Consider the following 19,786-nt stretch of genomic DNA (forward strand, 5'->3'; position numbering starts at 1 on the left):
TGAATACTACACTGAACGGTTATATATTTCTGCATCTAATGTTAATAAAAAACTTGCAAGTCTGAGCGACTAGGCTTTAAACCTGGAGGGAGATCATTATGCTTTAATACCAAGCCTTCAAGATGATCATGAGTGTCTGCCTCACGAACCAGCTGAGATAGCCCTGTTTCTGAAATTCCATTATCGGACAAATCTACATATTTTAAATTAGTATTTAATTTTAATGCTTGTGCAATATACTCAGCGCCTACATTACCAATTTTATTACTCCTAAGATTAAGATGAGTCAAAGATTGTGATTTAGTGATCATAGCAGCAATGTGTTTCGCGCAATCTTCGTTCAAGTTATTGTACGATATATCTAAAATCGTTAATGAAGGGTGTCTCAATACGTAATGATGCAATGCCTTCGTTCCAGCCAAGCTAAAATCATTACAGCTTAATACCAATTCGTTTAAATTTGTATTGGTTTCAAGTGCGTCTAATAAACATTGTACTCCAGCATCACGTAACCAGTTTAATGATAAATCCAAAACTGTTAGTTTCTTTTTGGTCAGAAAAGAAAAAAAGTGAGTAGAAATTTTCTCACCTATCCAATTATCTACGCATCGAATTGTATTTAGTTTTTTATTAGGCAAAGACTCAAATAAATAGGTGAGATGATCGGTATCGATATGATTCGAATAAAAGGAAACCTCGCTTACTTTTGACGATAATTTTAGAATGTCATGGAGTGCACTATAGTCTTTATCATCCAAAGTGGATTGTTCGATGCTAATTTTTTTGATTGATTTGCATTGTCTTGAGCCTTTTGATTGTAAATAGTTCTTAAGATGTGGAAGCGCTAAATGGTGTTGTAGCTGAAAAAGCTCGATCGCTTCTAGTGTCCCATGCTCATGTTTTAGTCGAATTGTCATATCACATCCTCTGTAAATTGATCACTTAATAAGTGTAGATGATATTTTTCTTCTGGATGTGGTGAGGTATAAAATTTTAATTCGCAGCGGAAATCCCCATGAAACCCGAGGTGCTCATAGGAATATCCGTTTTTTGGGGTCGTTAAATTTGCGTTACCAAACGGGTCAATACCTTTCCTGGCCCTACCTCAATAAAAACAGTTTCACCTTGATTTTTGAGATAACGAACCGTTTCCGTCCACCGAACAGGATGAACAATTTGTTTCACCAAGTTGTCTTTAATCATTTTATCGCTATAAGGCTCTGCTGTAACATTAGCAATCACTTGTGTTTTGAGTGGAGCGAATTCGAACGGTGCAATAAATTGTGCAAATTCATCAGCTGCTCCTTGCATATAACGAGAATGAAACGCACCACTAACTTTTAATGGAACGCACATCAATGCCTCACTGGCAAGTAATTCATTAGCCTTGGCAATATCGGCAGCAAGTCCAGAAAGAACTATTTGTTTGGGTGAATTAAAATTAGCAAAATCGACGGAATCCAATCCATTGACTCTCAGTAAAAATTTAATGCGATCTTCAGGTAGATTAATTACTGCCAACATTCCCCCGCCACTTGCTTTGGCCATTAATTCACCACGTTTTTGGACCAGTTTTAATCCGGTAACAAAATCAAATGCCCCTGCCGCAAATAAAGCAGCATACTCGCCCAAACTATGGCCTATGAGGTATTGTGGAAGGGGCTCTTCAGCAGCTCTAGCTAAAAAAGAGAGTGCTTCAACAATATATAATGCAGGTTGAGTATACTCAGTATTACCCAATTGTTGTTTGGGATCATTTAAGCATAAATCTTTAATGGAATACCCTAAGATGTCATCAGCTTGTTTTATTTGCTCAGGGAAATGGGAAAATAATTCGATCCCCATCCCCTTTGCTTGAGATCCTTGTCCAGGGAACATATAGGTTGTCATAGATACTCCTTTCTAATACGAACATTCTAAATAGACATTCATGATAAATAGAACCACGAATAATGTCATTAAATAAATTGAACAAAGAAATAATTGAAAATCATGAATTAAATGATGCAATTACTCTGGTTTATTACTAATCCGAACAAATAATTGTTTCGCCAAAGAATTGACTGAGTCAATTTTAGATGTAGAAAATCACCATGCTTATCTCGAATCATTCTGAGTTTTGTCATAACTCGTTGAGAACCTATATTATCAGGGACAGTAAAGGCAACCACATAAAGGTATAACTTTTTCAGTAAGTTGTGCATTCATTCGCTCTATAAACGAAGTAACTACATCCATAGTCCAAAATTAGCAATGTATTGCATTACCCTGGGAGCCTGGTTCATAGAAAGGAGCAATGTCTTCATCGCTCCCTGCTCTTAATAAAAGTCCTGTTGTCTCTAGAGCGCTCATGGCAAGTAAATTGTACCTTCTAAATAAAGATGACTGGTTCCATACAGAAAGACTCGTCCTTCTTTAACTTCACATTCCAATTTTCCCTGTCGGTTTCCGCCCTGCATAGCAGTGATATGCGATGTCCCTAATTGTTCACACCAATAGGGGGCAATAACGCAATGTGCTGAACCGGTAACAGGATCTTCTGGAACATTACATCCTGGGTAAAAACACCGTGAATAAACGTCGGTACTTATACCTGGGGCGGTTAAAATGAGACCTCGGTAATCCAAACGAGCTACTGCATCCAAATCCGGCATCGCCATTTTTACGTCATTTTCATGTTCATAAACAAACATTAAATCAAATTGGCTTTTAAAAACCTTTTGTGGTTTTTTTAAATTTAATTTCAATAACTCCGATGAGAGTTCAATAGGGAAATAAGGCAATTCAGGGAAGTCCATCATTAGGCCATTATTATATTTACGAACTATAAGTATCCCACTCTTACAATTAAATTTTATAGCAGGACCTTTAAAATTTAATTGTTCAAAAATAACATGGGCGGTAGCAAGGGTTGCATGGCCACATAAAGCAATTTCTTCATTTGGAGTAAACCATCTTATGTAATATCCATCTCCTTCAGGGACAAAAAATGCTGTTTCAGATAAATTATTTTCTGAAGCAATACTTTGCATTTCTTTATCTGTTAACCAATGATCCAAAGGACAAACTGCTGCAGGATTACCTTCAAAAAGAGTGGATGCAAATGCATCTACTTGATACATGGACAAACGTTTCATACAGATCCCCTAAAGTAAAAATTAAATAACAAGAGAGATATATGAAGTTGTTTTGGTAAAATTCAAGATCGAGATTGTTTTTTTTAGAAATTTAGATAAAAAGAGAACATTGATTAATTGCCACATTCCCTGTTTTTGAGGTTCTAGTTCGTAAATAACCTTTACTAGAACACGATTCCTAGATTGTAGCGCTAATCAAAAATCCATTGCATGAGAAGTAAACCCAGGTTACGGCTCAAATCCTTAGCCCAGGTTAAACTTAACACGCGCGATAGCTGAGAATATGTTATCCGTTACTTTACTGTTCAGTAATTATTGTAACGTCTTGTGCTTTTAACCCTTTAGGTCCTTTATCAAGCACAAAGGATACTGGATCATTTTCATGGAGGGTTTTAAATCCAACACCTTGGATATCTTTATAATGAACAAAAATATCGTCACCATTTTCATTAATGATAAATCCAAATCCTTTTTTCTCATTGAACCATTTTACATGGCCCGTTTCTCTTTGCGACATTAGCTATCCCCTTTGTCTTAAGCTTTACTATCCAACCATTACAGATGTTTATTTTTAGCCCAAAAATAATTACTATTAAAACGTTGGGTTATAATAAACATTCACTATACGTAAGAAATGTTTCCTTACATATAGATTAGCATAGCAGTTTTTTATTGATTGTTAAGAATTTTTTAAAAAAAACAATTACTTTATCTTTTTTTTTTCTATTGGAAATACACAATGAATCAGATGAAATCAGCTTTTATAAAATTAGCGCTTGATTGCCAAGTATTAAAATTTGGTGAGTTTACTTTAAAGTCCGGCCGAGTCAGTCCTTATTTCTTTAATGCAGGATTATTTTATCAAGGAAATGCTTTACGACAATTAGGACAATTTTATGCAAAGACCTTATTGGAGCATCACGTTCAATTCGAGCATCTGTTTGGACCCGCTTACAAAGGTTTACCTCTGGCTACAGCAACAGCTATAGCTTTAGCTGAGTTAGGCAAAGAAACCACGGTTACTTTTAACCGTAAAGAAGTAAAAGATCATGGTGAAGGAGGCCAATTAATTGGGGCACCCTTATCCGGGAAAACTATTGTTGTTGATGATGTTATTACTGCAGGTACTGCTTTTAGAGAGTCTCAAGTTTTAATTAAGGAGCATGGAGGTCAATTAACTGGTGTCATCATCGCTCTCGATCGATGTGAACGCGGATTAACTAAGGAATCAGCTTTATCTGAAATTAAAGCACAAGGTATTGACGTATATTCAATTATTACTTTATTTGATTTGATTGAGTACTTAAAAAATACACACCAAAACGAACACGTTAAAAAACTTGAAGCATATCAAGCCGATTATGGGTGTTAACGTATAAAAAACTCAGTAAATCCCCCCTAGAATATTTTCTTTGTTGCCTGGATGAAGGCATAGTCATAACTCAAGGTTTCTTGCTTTCATTTCCCGTTTGTACGCGGGATGACGGCAAGAACATTTAAAATTCTATGATCATATCCATTGACAGTATTAAAAATAGTCATTAAAATTGTTCTAATGTTATAACACGCTAATACATTAATATGAAAACACATACTACAATAAAACATTCTGCGCTCCCTGATTTAATGCATGCGATTAGCTTGCTTAATAATAAAGATGAAGCATTGCAATTTTTTACCGATTTATGTACTCCAGCAGAACTCGAAGCAATGGCAGATCGGTGGCAAGTTGTTCCTTTATTGAGACAAGGGATTCCCTATCGCACAATTCATGAACAAACGGGGGTCAGCGTCACCACAATAACTCGTGTAGCACGCTGTTTGAGTTTTGGTACGGGCGGTTATGAATTAATCGCGAAAAAATTGGAGTTGTCGTGAAAAATCGTTTACGTTTAGCCTTGCAGAAAAAGGGGCGCCTATCAGAAGAGTCCTTGAGTCTTTTACAAAAATGCGGTTTAAAGTTCCGTATTAAACCAAATAGCTTACTTACCCATGTTGACAACTTCCCCATTGATTTACTTTTTGTCCGCGATGATGACATCCCTGTTTTAGTATTTGATGGTTTATGTGATGGCGGTATCGTTGGCGAAAACGTCTTATTAGAGGCTTCCCTTGCCAATCCATCCAAAGGATTTAAAAGAACAGCCAGGTTGGGTACTTGCACCTGTCGTTTATCTATTGCCGTGCCTGAGTCCATGGACTATCAAGGCCCCGGCAGCCTGGATGGCAAACGAATTGCTACAAGCTATCCTAATTTATTAAATCAATATTTACGTGACAAAAAGATATGCGCGGAAAGTCTTGTACTATCAGGATCCATTGAAGTTGCTCCTCGAATGGGTATGGCTGATGCGATTTGTGATCTGGTTTCAAGTGGGCAAACCCTGGAAGACAACAAACTTAATGAAGTGGATGTGGTACTTTCAAGCCAAGCCGTATTGATTCAAAGTGACCAAAAGCCGGCAAATATATTTCAAGATTTATTTGCCATGCTTGCGCGAAGGATTCAGGCAGTCCAACAAGCACAGGAACGAAAATATATTGTTTTTCATGCTCCTAAATCTGCTCTCGATGCAATTGCAGAAAAACTCCCCGGAGCAGAATCACCTACAATTTTACCTTTGCCAGGAAATATGGACAAAGTAGCTGTTCACGTGGTTTCTAGTGAGCGGGTGTTTTGGAACACCTTAGAAACCATTCAAACCCTCGGCGCCAGTTCTATATTGGTTTTACCCATAGAAAAAATGTTGGAGTAGTACGATGTTATCCATTAAAACTTGGCAAGCCCTATCTCAAGAGGAAAAAGAAATCTGTTTAACTCGCCCCATGCAAACCTCCTCAGTGAAAAGCAAGGTAAGCGAGATTATTAAACACGTGCGAACGTTTGGGGATCAAGCCTTATTTGCATTCACAGAACAGTTCGATGGTGCTTTTTTGAAAAGCCTGCAAATCCCCATGCAAAAAATTGAAACCGCCTGCATCACTCGTGCTTCTCTTAATGCTATTAATGAGGCTATCAAAACCATAACTGCTTACCACCAGGCCCTACTCCCGGAAAATAAAAATATAAGCACCGCAAAAGGAGTGAATATTTATTGTACCTATAGGCCAATCCAACGCGTAGGGTTGTATATCCCTGGAGGCAACAAAACGCCTTTGGTTTCTTCATTGTTAATGCAAGCTATACCTGCATTGGTTGCAGGATGTCCCATAAAAATATTATGTACGCCTCCTGATGCATCAGGTTCGATTAATGAACATTTACTTGTTGCCGCACGTTTATGTGGCATAGATACCATTTACACAATCGGAGGAGCTCAAGCCATTGCTGCGATGGCTTATGGAACTGAAACGATTCTTAAAGTAGATAAGATTTTTGGACCAGGAAACAGTTATGTCACGGAAGCAAAAACTCTGGTTTCATCAGATCCAGCTGGTGCTGCTATAGATATGCCAGCAGGCCCTTCCGAGGTGATGATCCTGGCCGACGATCGAGCAAACCCAGCATTTGTCGCTGCGGATCTACTTGCCCAAGCTGAACATGGAGTCGATTCTCAAGTAATTTTGATTTGCGACACCCTTCAGTTCGCAGAACAAGTTAATCAACAGCTACAAACACAATTTATTCGCTTATCCAGAACTCAAATAATCAAACAATCTCTTGCAAATAGTTTGATTATTATATGTGCAGATAAAACAGCTCAATTAAATATGATTAACTTCTATGCCCCGGAACACTTGATTATAAATCGCGAAGATGCAGAAGATTTACTGGATCAGATTTATAGCGTTGGTACTGTTTTTCTTGGGTCTTGGGCTGCTGAAACACTTGGTGATTATATAACTGGCTCAAATCATGTATTACCCACAAATGGTTATGCCAAAAATCATAATGGTCTGAGTACACTCGATTTCCTAACTCGCTTTAATGTGCAATCGATTAGTGAGGAAGGCATTAAAACCTTAGGACCTTCCGCAATAACACTGGCACGAATTGAAGGTTTGGATGCTCATGCACAGGCTGTAGCCATTAGGTTGAACTCATTGGAGATTTAAATGTCTGTACTTAACTTAATACGCCCTGAATTATTAAACAAAAAACCCTATGTTTATAATAGTGCCCCTAAATGCCGATTGCATGCCAATGAGCTTCCTTGGTCTGCATTAAATACGGATATCGATTTGAATTTTTATCCAGAAAAAAATCTGCTTGACCAGTTACAAGAACAATTGGCAAAACGTTATCAAGTTGATTCAAATCAAATGGTATTAACTCGAGGATCTGATGATGGAATTGATTTAATTACTCGTTTATTTTTGAGTGCGGGCCAAGATGCATGCATGCAGTTCTCACCTACCTTTTCCATGTATGAATTTTATGTGTACCTCCAGAATGCACAACTTATTGAATGTTCGTTAAATCCTTGCAACAATTTCGAACTATCACTAGCAGATGTGCGAAATAGTTGGCAAAAAAACTGTAAGCTTATTTTTTTGTGTAATCCTAATAATCCTACTGCAAATCTAATCGATCTGGATTTTATTGCTTCTCTTTGTGATGAATATAAAAATCGCTCCATTATTGTTGTAGATGAGGCGTATATCGAATTTGCTCAAGCTCAAAGTGCAACATCACTAATTACCCAATTCGAAAATATAATTGTTTTGCGTACTCTTTCCAAAGCTTATGGCTTAGCTAATCTTCGTTTAGGGATTATTTTAGCCCAAGAACAGGTAATTCAAGCTTTTAATAAAATTATGCCCCCCTTTCCGCTTTCCAGTGTAGTGATTGATCTTGCGCTACGTGCATTGGAAAAACCCGAATGGTTGATGCAGTCGATTAGCACAATTAAAGAATCTCGAGCCCAGTTAGTGAAGGAATTACAATTCTTTCCTGCGATTAAAAAAGTCTATCCGACTGAAACAAACTTCATTCTTGTCCAAACCGACTATGCCCTGGAATTAACTTCTTGGCTTGTTAATCAAGGCATAGCAATCAAAAGCTTTTTAACTAATTCATTACTCCATGAACATATACGGATCACCGTTGGTAGTGAGTCACAAAATCAGCTTTTGCTACGGGCTTTATCTTCTTTTCAAAACAATATTTCTGGATGTAAAAATGCAAAAAATCTTATTTATTGATCGTGATGGCACTTTAATTGAGGAACCTTTTGATTTTCAAGTAGATTCTTTAGATAAAATTAAACTCACACCCCATGTGATTCCCTCATTACTGCAATTACAAAAAGAAGGATTCCAATTTATTATGGTGAGCAATCAAAATGGAGTAGGTACCTCTTCCTTCCCTGAAGATGATTTTATGATTTGTCATGAATTTACTTTGGACCTGTTTTCTTCACAGGGGATATTTTTTGAGGAAATATTTATTTGTCCTCACATGCCTGAGGAAAATTGTTTGTGTCGAAAACCAAAAACAGGTTTGGTGGATCAATTTCTAAGAAAAAGAGTGATCGATACATCATGTTCCTGGGTTATTGGTGATAGAGATACAGATCGACAATTTGCGGATAATCTAGGTATTAAATTCCTGCCAATCTCACCGAAACATGGCTGGGATCAAGTGACCCAAACCCTGTTGAATCAAAAGCGAAGTGCAGTGATTCAAAGAATAACAAAAGAAACTCATATCAGCCTGACCTTAATGTTGGATACAGATCAAAATAGTATCATAAACACACCTATACCCTTTTTTAATCACATGCTGGAGCAAGTAGCCAAACATGGCGGATTTAATCTTGAAATATATGCCCATGGGGATGTGGAAGTTGATGATCATCATCTAATAGAAGACACCGCCCTCGCTTTAGGAGAAAGCCTAAAAAAGGCACTTGGTGACAAATGGGGGATTAACCGTTATGGATTTACCTTGCCCATGGATGAAGCTTTAGCTTCTATCGCTATTGATATCAGTGGGAGAGGTTTTTGCGAGTTCAAAGGCCAATTTACTCGAGAATTTGTGGGAGGGATGGCAACGGAAATGGTACCTCATTTCTTTAATTCATTAGCCACTGCACTGGGTGCAACCATTCACATTGAAGTAAAAGGTCAAAATCATCACCACATGATCGAAGCCTGTTTCAAATCTTTAGGTAGAGCTCTAGGCCAGGCCTGTATGAAAACAAACAATGCGCTGCCATCGACTAAGGGGGTATTATGATTGCCGTTATTGATGTGAGCGGGACGAATCTAACCTCTTTAGTTAATGCATTAAAAAGATTGGGATTTACTTATCATTTAACGCACGATGCGAAAGTAATTAATAATGCAAGCCATGTCATTCTGCCAGGGGTGGGTACTGCGGCTTATGGAATGAATGCATTACGTCAGTATGACTTGATTGACGTAATTACTTCCCTAGAACAGCCTTTGCTGGGGATTTGTCTCGGTATGCAATTATTGTTTGAACAAAGTGAAGAAAATGATATCCGTTGTTTAGGTATGGTTCCCGGGACAATAAAACGTTTGCCCCGAAAAGAGCATTTCCCGGTGCCTCATATGGGTTGGAACCAATTGCGATGGCGCACTGAGTCATTCTTACAACAAGGATTAAAAGAACAAGACTATGTCTATTTCGTTCATAGTTATGCCCTTGGTGAAAGTGAGTATGCTTTGGCTTATTGTGAATACAGTGAACCATTCGCAGCAATAATTCAAAAAAATAATATTTGGGGCATGCAGTTCCATCCGGAAAAATCTGCAGAAACTGGAATGACCTTACTAAATAATTTTTGTAACTTAAGAGTCGCTTAGACTAAATCGTCAAGCAGACCTCACTAAATGACTTAAAATATGGAGGCGGTATGATCCTGATCCCAGCAATTGATATTCAAGCAGGTCGTTGTGTACGTTTACGGCAGGGCCAATTCGATCAAGTCACACAATTCGATACACTACCGATAGACCGTGCCACCTACTTTGCTCAATTAGGGGCGAAACGCCTGCATATCGTGGATTTGGATGGTGCTCGAACAGGAACCATGCACCAACTGTCTTTAATCTGTGCAATGCAAAACACGGGAATTCCCGTACAGGCTGGAGGCGGAATTCGCTCTTTAGAACAAGCAACTTTATGTGTTTCATTAGGAATATCAAACCTGGTCTTAGGCAGTATTGCCATTACTAATCCTGAATTGACTGCACAAATTATTAAAAAAATAAATCCCCAACATATTATTTTGGCGTTAGATATTCGAATGCAAAATAAGATACCTATTCCTGCTATTCACGGTTGGCAAACAACATCAAATAGTAATTTATGGGAAGTCGTTGCGCACTATCAACAATTGAATGTGACACAAATCCTCTGTACTGATATTGCTTGTGATGGAATGATGCAGGGACCAAATTTTGATCTTTATAAAGAGGCAGTAGATCGTTTTCCACAAATTAAATGGCAAGCCTCAGGAGGTATCCGTCATGCAGATGATATTAATCAGTTGGATGCCTTAGGGGTTAGCGCGGCGATTCTGGGGCTAAGTCTTTACCAAGGCAGTTTGAATCTGGAGTCAATGTTATGTATGTGTACCTCGTAACTTATTAGAAGCGCTGGAGAACCCTCATCATCCCGAGTGCAATGAAGGATCTCCAGGCTGTAGGACAGGGAGATTGTTAATTACATCAGAATCACGAGATCCCGTTCCGCTGCGCTTAACCAAAAACATTATTAAATTGAGTATAAGATTATGTTAACCAAAAGAATTATTCCATGTCTTGATGTTCGCGATAATCAAGTCGTCAAAGGAGTTAAATTTCGCAATCATCGTATTGTTGGGGATATTCTTGAACTTGCGTCGGAGTATTCCGCATCCGGGGCAGATGAACTGGTTTTTTATGATATTACTGCAAGCTCTGAGCAACGCTTAGTTTGTCCTGATTGGATAAATCGAGTAGCTAGTATCATCAATATTCCTTTCACTGTAGCGGGTGGAATTCGGTCCCTTAATCAGGCAAAATCAGTATTAAATTCTGGAGCCGATAAAATATCCATAAATAGTCCAGCGTTAGAAAACCCCGATTTAATCAATGAATTAAGTCGAAATTTTGGAAGCCAATGCGTTGTAATTGGGATTGATAGTCAATTTATAGATGATGATTATTATGTCTATCAATATACTGGAGATGAGAAGAAAACACTTAATTCCAGACGTAAAACAAGAGAATGGATCAAGGAGGTACAAGATCGGGGGGCAGGAGAAATAGTACTAAACTGCATGCAATCAGATGGTGCGCGCAAAGGCTATGACTTAGATCAATTAAAATTAATGCGACCACTATGTCAGGTTCCATTAATTGCATCAGGAGGTGCAGGAACACTAAATGACTTTACTAGAGTGTTCCTTGAGTCTCGAGTAGATGGAGCTTTAGCTGCCAGCATTTTTCATAACAAAATTTTGACGATAAACGAAATAAAATTAGCACTTAAAAAACAAAAGATTGAGGTACGATTATGATTCATATGGAAATTAACTCTTTAGACTGGAAAAAAATGAATGGCCTATTACCAGCCATCGTCCAAAATGCAGAAAATGGTAATGTTCTAATGTTAGGTTATATGAACCAGGAGGCTTTGATCGCTACACTTACTACTGGCCAATTAAATCTATATAGCCGAAGCCGTAAACGCTTGTGGCGTAAGGGAGAAACCTCTGGTAACAGCATGTCAGTACAACACATCAGTGTTGATTGCGATAATGACAGCCTGTTAATTCAGGTTTTGCCTAAAGGTCCTGCATGTCATTTAGGGTACACCAGTTGCTTTCAGCCCGCCCATCACACCAACCTTGGTTTTATCCATGAATTGATTGAGTTGATTAATGAACGTGCGGATTCAAACCATGAAAACAGCTACACAGCAAACTTATTAGATTCCGGACTCTCGCGATGCGCGCAGAAGGTAGGAGAAGAAGCGGTAGAAGCTGTAATTGCAGCGGTAAATAACAACCGTGAAGAATTAGTTAATGAATGTGCTGATTTAATTTTTCACTTATTTGTTTTATTAAAAGCGTGTGAACTGAGTTTTTATGATGTGTTGCAATGTTTACAAGATAGAGACCGATCGGTTCATACTTAAATATTACACAGTGACTGGGCAAAGCGCAGCAGCCTCCGTCTTCCCGAGCGTAATGGGAAAAACCCGGGGTTCGCTCTGCTCCACCCCGGCTATGAAATGATTACACTACAGCCAATAAAACGGCGGTAAGATAACTTCCTTCTGGAAAAGATGCTAAGGTAGGATGACAACTTGCTGGACCATAAACACCTAAAATCCGGGCTTGTTTCCCTACAGCTCCAGCTTGAACACTTACCAGAGAACAAAATTCCTGAGATGAAAGTGCTGATGAACAATTACACGTCATTAATAAAGAACCTGTTTTCATGTACTTAAAAACTTCACGATGTAAAAACCGATAGTAGTTTTTAGCGCGCTCAACATGCTGCTTGGATGGAACCAATTTAGGAGGGTCAAGAACAACTACATCATAATCCCCCGCTTGTGTTAAATATTCCCGTGCGTCCGCTTCAATCCATTCAATCTGCGACGTTCGATTTAACACTGCATTCTTTTGAGCTTGAGCTATTGCTTGCGCAGAACTATCCACCGCTGTCACCTTTAAGGCCCCTGCTTTCGCAGCATGCAATGCAAAACCACCACTATAACAGTAGAGATCTAATACCTTCTTTCCTTTAGATAATTCAGCTACACGTTGATGATTTTCTCGTTGATCGAGAAATAATCCGGTTTTTTGAGCTTGAGCAAACTCCACTTCATAAATAACCCCTGCTTCAAGCACCTGGGTATTATAATGTGTCTCTTCTACAGTAATTTGCTTCCAGCCATCCTGTCCCAGGGGTTTACTTTGTGGCAACCATATAATTTTATCTGTGGGGAACAAATTGCGTAACACGTCAATAATAAGTTCTCGATTGGACTCAACCCAATAAGCGGAACTGGAAACCACAAATGTTTGATTAAATCGATCAATGGTTAAGCCAGAAAGGCCATCTGCTTCACTATTAAATAAACGATAAGCCGTAGTTTCTTCATTGGGTAAATTTAAACACTCTCTTACTTGCTTTGCTTGATTCAAACGATGGGTAACCAAAGTGTGTAAATTACTTATATCAATTGATTCACTGATAAGCCCCAAGACCCTGACCCTGTAAAGAGAATGCTCATTATAAACACCTACACCAATAAGTTTCTCATCTGCATTATAAATATCAACCAACTGTCCTGTAATTAATTTTCCCTGAGTCTTCGCAATAGCCTTGGGGAATATCCATGGATGACCTCGTAATACAGTATTTTGTTTTGCTGCAAGCAAAATAACTTTTGCATTCATTTTTCTATTTCCCAAAGAACAAAAATCGGCTAATCTACACAAAGAACACTAGACCTGCAAGAGTTCGTAAAATTTATAAAACCTAAGAAAGTCATTCTCCCTCCAATTAACTGGTGGAAAAAATAAAGTTAGGGATAGTATAGCAAATATGAAAAAACTCTTTATCGCTCTTTTTGCTATTCATTTAGCAACGCATTCTGGTAATTAATATGGAAAACACACACAAGTTCTCTTATGGTCTTACCCTTGGAGCTTTAGGCGTTGTATTTGGGGATATAGGAACCAGTCCTTTATATGCTTTAAAAGTAACTCTAAATAATATTCCTATTACTCAATCACACATTTTAGGCGTACTTTCGCTGATTTTTTGGTGTTTAATTCTCGTTATTTCCTTCAAATATCTAATTTTGATTTTACGTGCAGATAATGATGGTGAGGGAGGTATTCTCGCACTTTTGGCACTCATGAAGCATAAAAGCACCAAATATACGCCATTATTTTACATCATAGCAATTTTTGGGGCTGGATTACTCTTAGGTGATGGGATGTTGACTCCAGCCATCTCAGTAATCAGTGCTGTAGAGGGTCTTAGTACACTTTCAGCTTCCTTTACTCCCTTCATCCTGCCTATAGCTATTGTTATTCTCATTCTCCTGTTCACATTACAAGCAAGAGGAACAGGAAGCATTGGCAATCTATTTGGACCCATCATATTAATTTGGTTTTTTACGATCGCAATTCTTGGCATCGTACAAATTGCTAAATCTCCTATCGTACTTACGGCGATCAATCCTTACTACGCATTCGATCTAATACGAGATACAGGATTAAAAGGCTATTTACTGTTAGGCGGTATTTTTCTCGTGGTAACCGGAGGCGAAGCACTTTATGCCGATATAGGACATTTTGGGAAAAACCCTATTCGAGCCGGGTGGTTTGCCGTTGTTCTCCCCTGTTTGATATTAAATTATTTTGGCCAAGGAGCTAACTTACTGATTAACCCTAATGCCATTAACAATCCTTTTTACATGATTGCTCCTGAATGGTTTTATATTCCCTTAATTATCCTAGCTACCATTGCAACAATAATCGCATCCCAAGCGGTAATCTCGGCTACTTTTTCTTTGACTAAACAAGCTGTTTTGCTGAGCTTATGCCCTCGTATACCCATAATACAAACATCTAAGGAGTTTTCCGGCCAGATTTATGTCCCCCAAATTAACTTCATTTTGTTTATTGGAACTTTAACTTTTTGTATTGCCTTTAAAACTTCAGATCGACTTGCTCATGCCTATGGGATCGCTGTGAATGCAGATATGCTACTGATTGATGCAATGGTTGCATATACTGCTTTATCAATTTGGAAATGGTCCAAAATTAAAGTTATCCCTATATTTGGATTATTCCTTATAATAGATTTTGCATTTTTGGGTTCAAATTTACATAAGTTTTTAACTGGTGGATGGGTCCCTGTTACCTTCGCTTTATTTATAGCAACCATCATGTATACCTGGAGATTTGGCCTAGAATACCTACGCGAAAATTATTACATGAATAAAGATGATATCTCCAAGATTCTCAGGCAATTAGAGTATAAAAGCTTGAATCAACTTACCGATTTGACTGCGGTATTTATCACTGATGTTTATGATAAAAGTGGCGGAAGCTTTCTTCATTTCCTTAAGTTAAGCCGAGCAGTACCCGAACGCGTGCTGATTGTAAATTATGTCGTAGATAACATTCCCTACATACATTACAGTCAACGCTATGAAATTACTTGCTTGCATGAAAAAGTATTCAACCTTACTTTGCACTATGGTTTTATGGAGACTATTTCTATTCCCAGAGCCCTAGAGCGCGCCTCGAACAAAAACCTTTTCCCCTTTAAGTTAAATGTAGACCGTGCTACTTATATGGTAGAAATACCTAATATTACCGCATCAAAATCAAGAAAATCATTAACCTTTTATTGGCAGGAAAAATTATTTGCCTTTTTAATACGAAATTATTCAGCCAATTTAAACATCGACTTTTATAAACTACCCTACAATAGAACGATGGCAATCGGCACTTATTATATTATGTAATCTCAGGAGTTTTTTTATGTGGTTTAACAATGCACTAATCTATCAATATGAACTGGATGAAGCGAGCGATTTAACAGCATCCCTTGCTGAAAATATCTTAAAACCTTGTCCACCTCACGCTCGGTTTGTTTATGGTTGGCTTCCTGCCTTTGCAGATGAAATGGTTCAGGAAGTTGCAGGGAGTTCCCTAATTTGCATGGGTAAGGAAGAGCGTTTATTGCCCCGTGGTGTGATTAATAAAATGCTTGCTGAAAAAGTGCACGCACTTGAGACCCAACAGGGCCGCACTATTAAACGTGCAGAGAAAGCACAAATGGCCGAAGATATTGAATTTGAATTACTACCCAAATCATTTTGCGTCCAAAAAAAAATGTTTGCCATTCTTGATAGCACCAGCAAAAGAATAATAGTAAATGCCTCCAGTAATAACCAAGCGTCACAGCTTACTTCCCTTTTACGTAAGTCGGTAGCAGGAGTTACGATTGAACCGCTCACTCACACAGAGAATTTGGCTTTACGATTCGCAGAATGGATTCACTCTCCAAGTACTCTTCCTAACCATTTTCAATTAGCATCGGATTGCATTCTTTTTGCTCTTGATGATGAAAAAAAGCGAGTACATTGTAAGGGTTATGAGCTTCCAGCTGAAGAAATTATAACTTTATTATCACAAGGTATGGCAACAGCTGAAATTTCGTTAATCTGGAAAGAAAGAATCCAATTTACCTTAACCCACGACTTTACATTCAAAAAACTTAAAAGTCTTGAATATTTACTCGATGATTTTAACGAAATTAAACAACTTGATGAAGAGTATCAACAACGGGATGCTGCACTTACTTTATTAGCGGGTGAGTTACGTGAGTTGACCAATGATCTTTTCGTTGCAGTCAAAGCAAAAGAACCTGAGTTAGTAGAGGCTCTATAAATAAGGGGGCATTTAAAGGCCCCCTATTTCCATTTTCCTACCCTTTTAAATTCCGTAGCGCTATCCATGATTTTATAAGTATAAAGATGGTTATCCATCGATAAATTAGGTAATTTTTTCCATTTTGGCAGTATGATAAGTTGCTTTATAAACAGCCAATGCCTCTTCCGCAGCTTGATTAAAACCTAAAGCCATATTGGCATCATGCATAACAATTAAAGCTTGTTTTACGCTTGGAGCTTGTGGGTAATTTTTAACGACATAACTGGCTCTATTAATTGCTGCAACATACATCTGACGTTTAAAATAGAACGTCGCTACATTCAACTCATGCTGGGCAAACATATTACGTAGATAAGTCATACGTTGTAATGCATTTGGTTTATATTTACTGTCTGGAAACTTTTGAATCAAAGTACCGAAATCGGAATAAGCTTGTGTTTGCGTTCCAGGATCTCTCCACGACTCATCCAGAGGTAAAAATTTGGCAAAAACCCCTCGACTCTGTTGGAAATTAGCCATTCCACGCATGTAATAAGCATAATCAACATTTTTAGCTCGTGGATAAAGATGTATAAATCTCTCTGCAGTTGCTGCAGCAGAGGGATAATCTTCATTTTTATAATATGCGTAGATTAATTGCCGCTGTGAATTTTCGGTATAATCGCTAAACGGATACATTGTTTCAATCGCTTCGAGATGTTTTATTGCTGTGGCATATTCCTTTTTATGTAAGTCCTTCTGTGCTGCTGTGTAAAGCTGCTCAGCGGTCATCCCTTTATAAGGATTATTATCTTCATCATCTTTACCCCACCAGGTTTTACATGCTGACAAAGAGACAATAAGACCAATTAGGAACAACATTTGAATTCGTTTCATAAACTACACCTATCTAAATATACATCTGTTGCATCCGCGACAACAGCCACAAAAGTTGGAATATTATACCTAGGACTATTTAATTTGCGAACATTCTTCAGTTTTTTTTAAAAAATGGTAAAAATAAAAACAGCAATCAAAAGGGGTTGCCCAAAATTACATAAAATATCAAAAAATATTTGCAAAACCAAAGACGTTAGGATAGTATTCACGCCTGGAGAGATGGCAGAGCGGTCGAATGCGGCGGTCTTGAAAACCGTTGAAGGGCAACCTTCCCAGGGTTCGAATCCCTGTCTCTCCGCCAAGTCGTAATCCCTTATTCTTCAAGTATAAAAACAACCATCTATTCTCAATGTACAGTTTCTTTTCACACTAATTTACATTTCGACAATAAAACCATATGGAATATTGAAATTATATAAGCCATTGGTATAGTAGGCTCATCTATTATCCGTGGAGAATCAATATGTTAAGGAATACCGTAAAACGATTTGGTAGTATAACTAAACTGCTGCATTGGCTAATTTTTATTTTAATGATCGCACAATTTTATTTTGTTTGGTCTCTTAGCGAACATTCACCGCTTACAGATCTTTATATCATGTTGCATAAGTCTGTAGGCCTGACTCTCTTAATATTAGGAATTGTTTTTTTTATTTGGCACATTATTAATAGCAAACCTCGTCCCCCAGAAGATCAACCTCTTTGGCAATACATTGTTTCCAAAGCGGTACACCATATTCTTTTCCTGCTTATAATACTTATGCCAATTATTGGATATCTGTTAACGTGTGCGGATGGAAAACCTATTAATTTCTTTGGTTGGTTTACGATCCCTTGTCTTATCTCAGCGAATGAACACTTTGGAGGCATAATGTTTTTAACTCATGAAACACTTGCTTTTATTATTCTATTTTTTGTGGGAATTCATATACTAGCAGCTCTATATCATCATTTTATATGCAAAGATTCTGTAATGAAGCGCATGTTTCCATTTACGTCTAATGAATAAGTGGTATAACTAGGTCATTACACAGAAGGATTTAATCGGGCAAAGATAAACTTTACCCGATTAAAGCTACACCTTTAGATGTATTGAGGGGCTGTAGGCTCGTACGGGGCTGTAGGTTTTACTACATAATATTGTGCTTGGGGCTGCGAATAAAAAGATGGCGTATATACAGGTTGGGGAATTTCACAGTCAAACCATAAACCACCTACCTCAACAATCCTCAATTCACCTTTACGTAATTGTCTTAATGTTTTCAGTAAGTCGTTAACTTGACTTCCATTTTTATCAAAATAGCGAGTAAAAAAAGAAGGTATTGGTTTTTCATTTTCTAAAAATTTCGCCATTTCTGCGCGCAATGCAACCATTGCACATTTGACAGCGAGCGGATCAATATTTTTTTTAAGTAAAGCCGCTTCTTCTGACGCAGTTAATTGAAATCGCTGTGGATCTGCGGGATCCATAGACTCTTCATTCTTCGATTGATTAATTGAATCATAAATCATACTCATTGCCAAACATCCAATGCCAGCACCGATTGTTGTAAGCAATACTGTGGCCAGTATCACTACCCCAACAGGATTGAATCCGGCTGCTATAGCAAGAGCAATTAGAGGTGCTGCAGCAAAATTAAGGGTCAAAAGAGTTGAACCTGCACCGAATCCAAGGGAAGTTGCGAATAACAATGCACCTTTTAACCAACCCTCCCCATACCAAAATCGTTCAATACCGTTTGCAAATTCATCAATCATGTAGGCTAAAGCAATGAAGGCCAGGATAACTGCAAGCGCTGCTAATGCAATAATCAGTAAACCTAGGATTAATTTGCCCAAATCATCATCCGAAGAGGAGTTACGTCCGTGATGGTTAGAAGGGAAACAGCAGCTCGAATCGTGAGAATGAGCATGGCGGCGAGAATCGAGGATAGTGCTCAAAATCAACCAATTTGTTAGTGTTGAATCGTGGCAATTATAATAGTTATACTCATTAATTACATATTTAACTTCTGGGTCAAATTTAGGTTTTTTAGGATTAAAAGTACGCTGATTTTCAGTTGGTAGTTTTCTAAATAACGGCAAAGCATAAAATATTTTATTAAAAGCAGCATACGCTTTAGTTTTTTCTTCTCGTTCTAGAACATAAAGAGGGCTCATTGGCGATTCTAGAGAATATTGCACTGCCAGGAACATCTCATTATACATTTGAGTAACATCTAAACCACGGTCAACGCAATTTTTATAATGAGTTAATACATGACCATAAAACTGCTTCAATTTAAGGTCTGTAAATTTTGTACTTAAACCAGACATAGAGAAACTCCTATTATTGGGTAACACCGGCAAACCCTGTTATTTAACTTCTAGAAATAAGAAGCCACT

Annotated in this window: 20 protein-coding genes and 1 tRNA gene; 14 read left to right on the plus strand and 7 right to left on the minus strand. The window is 37.9% G+C overall.

Annotation, left to right across the window (positions count from 1 at the left end):
- Positions 1–41 precede the first annotated feature (41 nt).
- The 4 genes from ACWTE2_RS19155 to ACWTE2_RS19170 all read right to left on the minus strand — a co-directional run bounded on the left by ACWTE2_RS19155 (position 42) and on the right by ACWTE2_RS19170 (position 3,654).
- Entirely contained in the window at positions 42–917 is an 876-nt protein-coding gene (locus ACWTE2_RS19155) for a leucine-rich repeat domain-containing protein (protein ID WP_454783920.1), read from the minus strand.
- Between the two features lie 142 nt (positions 918–1,059).
- On the minus strand, positions 1,060–1,890 hold the full coding sequence (fabD, locus tag ACWTE2_RS19160; protein WP_454783921.1) for an ACP S-malonyltransferase: 831 nt from the start codon (positions 1,888–1,890) through the stop codon (positions 1,060–1,062).
- A 458-nt stretch (positions 1,891–2,348) separates the two neighbouring features.
- Positions 2,349–3,137, minus strand: coding sequence for a PhzF family phenazine biosynthesis protein (locus ACWTE2_RS19165; protein WP_182390891.1), 789 nt, complete (start codon positions 3,135–3,137; stop codon positions 2,349–2,351).
- 298 nt (positions 3,138–3,435) lie between these two features.
- Complete coding sequence (locus tag ACWTE2_RS19170; protein ID WP_182390892.1) at positions 3,436–3,654, minus strand: cold-shock protein; 219 nt, start codon at positions 3,652–3,654, stop codon at positions 3,436–3,438.
- A 222-nt stretch (positions 3,655–3,876) separates the two neighbouring features.
- Here ACWTE2_RS19170 and pyrE point away from each other — a divergent pair, with 222 nt between their 5' ends.
- The 10 genes from pyrE to hisIE all read left to right on the plus strand — a co-directional run bounded on the left by pyrE (position 3,877) and on the right by hisIE (position 12,231).
- A complete protein-coding gene (pyrE, locus tag ACWTE2_RS19175) occupies positions 3,877–4,509 on the plus strand; it encodes an orotate phosphoribosyltransferase (RefSeq protein ID WP_182390893.1) in 633 nt (210 codons plus the stop codon).
- Positions 4,510–4,718: 209 nt separating this feature from the next.
- A complete protein-coding gene (locus tag ACWTE2_RS19180; RefSeq protein ID WP_182390894.1) occupies positions 4,719–5,015 on the plus strand; it encodes a YerC/YecD family TrpR-related protein in 297 nt (98 codons plus the stop codon).
- Entirely contained in the window at positions 5,012–5,893 is an 882-nt protein-coding gene (gene hisG, locus ACWTE2_RS19185) for an ATP phosphoribosyltransferase (protein ID WP_454783922.1), read from the plus strand. The genes ACWTE2_RS19180 and hisG overlap by 4 nt, the downstream gene beginning before the upstream one ends.
- A gap of 4 nt (positions 5,894–5,897) precedes the next feature.
- The gene (gene hisD, locus ACWTE2_RS19190) at positions 5,898–7,193 is read left to right on the plus strand and encodes a histidinol dehydrogenase (protein ID WP_454783923.1); all 1,296 of its coding nucleotides are present in this window, start codon (positions 5,898–5,900) and stop codon (positions 7,191–7,193) included.
- Complete coding sequence (gene hisC, locus ACWTE2_RS19195) at positions 7,194–8,282, plus strand: histidinol-phosphate transaminase (protein ID WP_454783924.1); 1,089 nt, start codon at positions 7,194–7,196, stop codon at positions 8,280–8,282.
- On the plus strand, positions 8,260–9,318 hold the full coding sequence (hisB, locus tag ACWTE2_RS19200) for a bifunctional histidinol-phosphatase/imidazoleglycerol-phosphate dehydratase HisB (protein ID WP_454783925.1): 1,059 nt from the start codon (positions 8,260–8,262) through the stop codon (positions 9,316–9,318). Before hisC ends, hisB begins: the two co-directional genes overlap by 23 nt.
- Positions 9,315–9,911, plus strand: coding sequence for an imidazole glycerol phosphate synthase subunit HisH (hisH, locus tag ACWTE2_RS19205; protein ID WP_454783926.1), 597 nt, complete (start codon positions 9,315–9,317; stop codon positions 9,909–9,911). Before hisB ends, hisH begins: the two co-directional genes overlap by 4 nt.
- Positions 9,912–9,961: 50 nt before the next feature.
- Positions 9,962–10,693, plus strand: coding sequence for a 1-(5-phosphoribosyl)-5-[(5-phosphoribosylamino)methylideneamino] imidazole-4-carboxamide isomerase (locus ACWTE2_RS19210; RefSeq protein ID WP_454783927.1), 732 nt, complete (start codon positions 9,962–9,964; stop codon positions 10,691–10,693).
- Between the two features lie 150 nt (positions 10,694–10,843).
- The gene (gene hisF, locus ACWTE2_RS19215) at positions 10,844–11,611 is read left to right on the plus strand and encodes an imidazole glycerol phosphate synthase subunit HisF (RefSeq protein WP_454783928.1); all 768 of its coding nucleotides are present in this window, start codon (positions 10,844–10,846) and stop codon (positions 11,609–11,611) included.
- Positions 11,608–12,231, plus strand: coding sequence for a bifunctional phosphoribosyl-AMP cyclohydrolase/phosphoribosyl-ATP diphosphatase HisIE (gene hisIE, locus ACWTE2_RS19220; protein WP_454783929.1), 624 nt, complete (start codon positions 11,608–11,610; stop codon positions 12,229–12,231). Before hisF ends, hisIE begins: the two co-directional genes overlap by 4 nt.
- Before the next feature lie 100 nt (positions 12,232–12,331).
- Here hisIE and ACWTE2_RS19225 read toward each other — a convergent pair whose 3' ends face one another.
- Entirely contained in the window at positions 12,332–13,504 is a 1,173-nt protein-coding gene (locus ACWTE2_RS19225; RefSeq protein WP_454783930.1) for a class I SAM-dependent rRNA methyltransferase, read from the minus strand.
- A gap of 209 nt (positions 13,505–13,713) precedes the next feature.
- Between ACWTE2_RS19225 and ACWTE2_RS19230 the strand changes: the two genes are divergently transcribed.
- Together ACWTE2_RS19230 and ACWTE2_RS19235 are read left to right on the plus strand one after the other, a co-directional pair.
- A complete protein-coding gene (locus ACWTE2_RS19230) occupies positions 13,714–15,591 on the plus strand; it encodes a potassium transporter Kup (RefSeq protein WP_454783931.1) in 1,878 nt (625 codons plus the stop codon).
- 16 nt (positions 15,592–15,607) lie between these two features.
- Positions 15,608–16,519, plus strand: coding sequence for a recombination-associated protein RdgC (locus ACWTE2_RS19235; RefSeq protein WP_454783932.1), 912 nt, complete (start codon positions 15,608–15,610; stop codon positions 16,517–16,519).
- A gap of 105 nt (positions 16,520–16,624) precedes the next feature.
- Here the strand turns inward: ACWTE2_RS19235 and ACWTE2_RS19240 are convergent, their stop codons facing one another.
- Positions 16,625–17,398, minus strand: a complete 774-nt coding sequence (locus ACWTE2_RS19240) for an outer membrane protein assembly factor BamD (RefSeq protein WP_454783933.1) — start codon at positions 17,396–17,398, stop codon at positions 16,625–16,627.
- A 216-nt stretch (positions 17,399–17,614) separates the two neighbouring features.
- Between ACWTE2_RS19240 and ACWTE2_RS19245 the strand changes: the two genes are divergently transcribed.
- A tRNA-Ser gene (locus ACWTE2_RS19245) sits at positions 17,615–17,702 on the plus strand.
- Between the two features lie 162 nt (positions 17,703–17,864).
- Positions 17,865–18,410: a cytochrome b gene (locus ACWTE2_RS19250; protein ID WP_454783934.1), complete on the plus strand. Its 546-nt coding sequence runs from the start codon at positions 17,865–17,867 to the stop codon at positions 18,408–18,410.
- 74 nt (positions 18,411–18,484) lie between these two features.
- Here the strand turns inward: ACWTE2_RS19250 and ACWTE2_RS19255 are convergent, their stop codons facing one another.
- Positions 18,485–19,717: a hypothetical protein gene (locus tag ACWTE2_RS19255; protein ID WP_454783935.1), complete on the minus strand. Its 1,233-nt coding sequence runs from the start codon at positions 19,715–19,717 to the stop codon at positions 18,485–18,487.
- Between the last annotated feature and the right edge of the window lie 69 nt (positions 19,718–19,786).

It is taken from the genome of Legionella nigrisilvae (assembly GCF_977063395.2).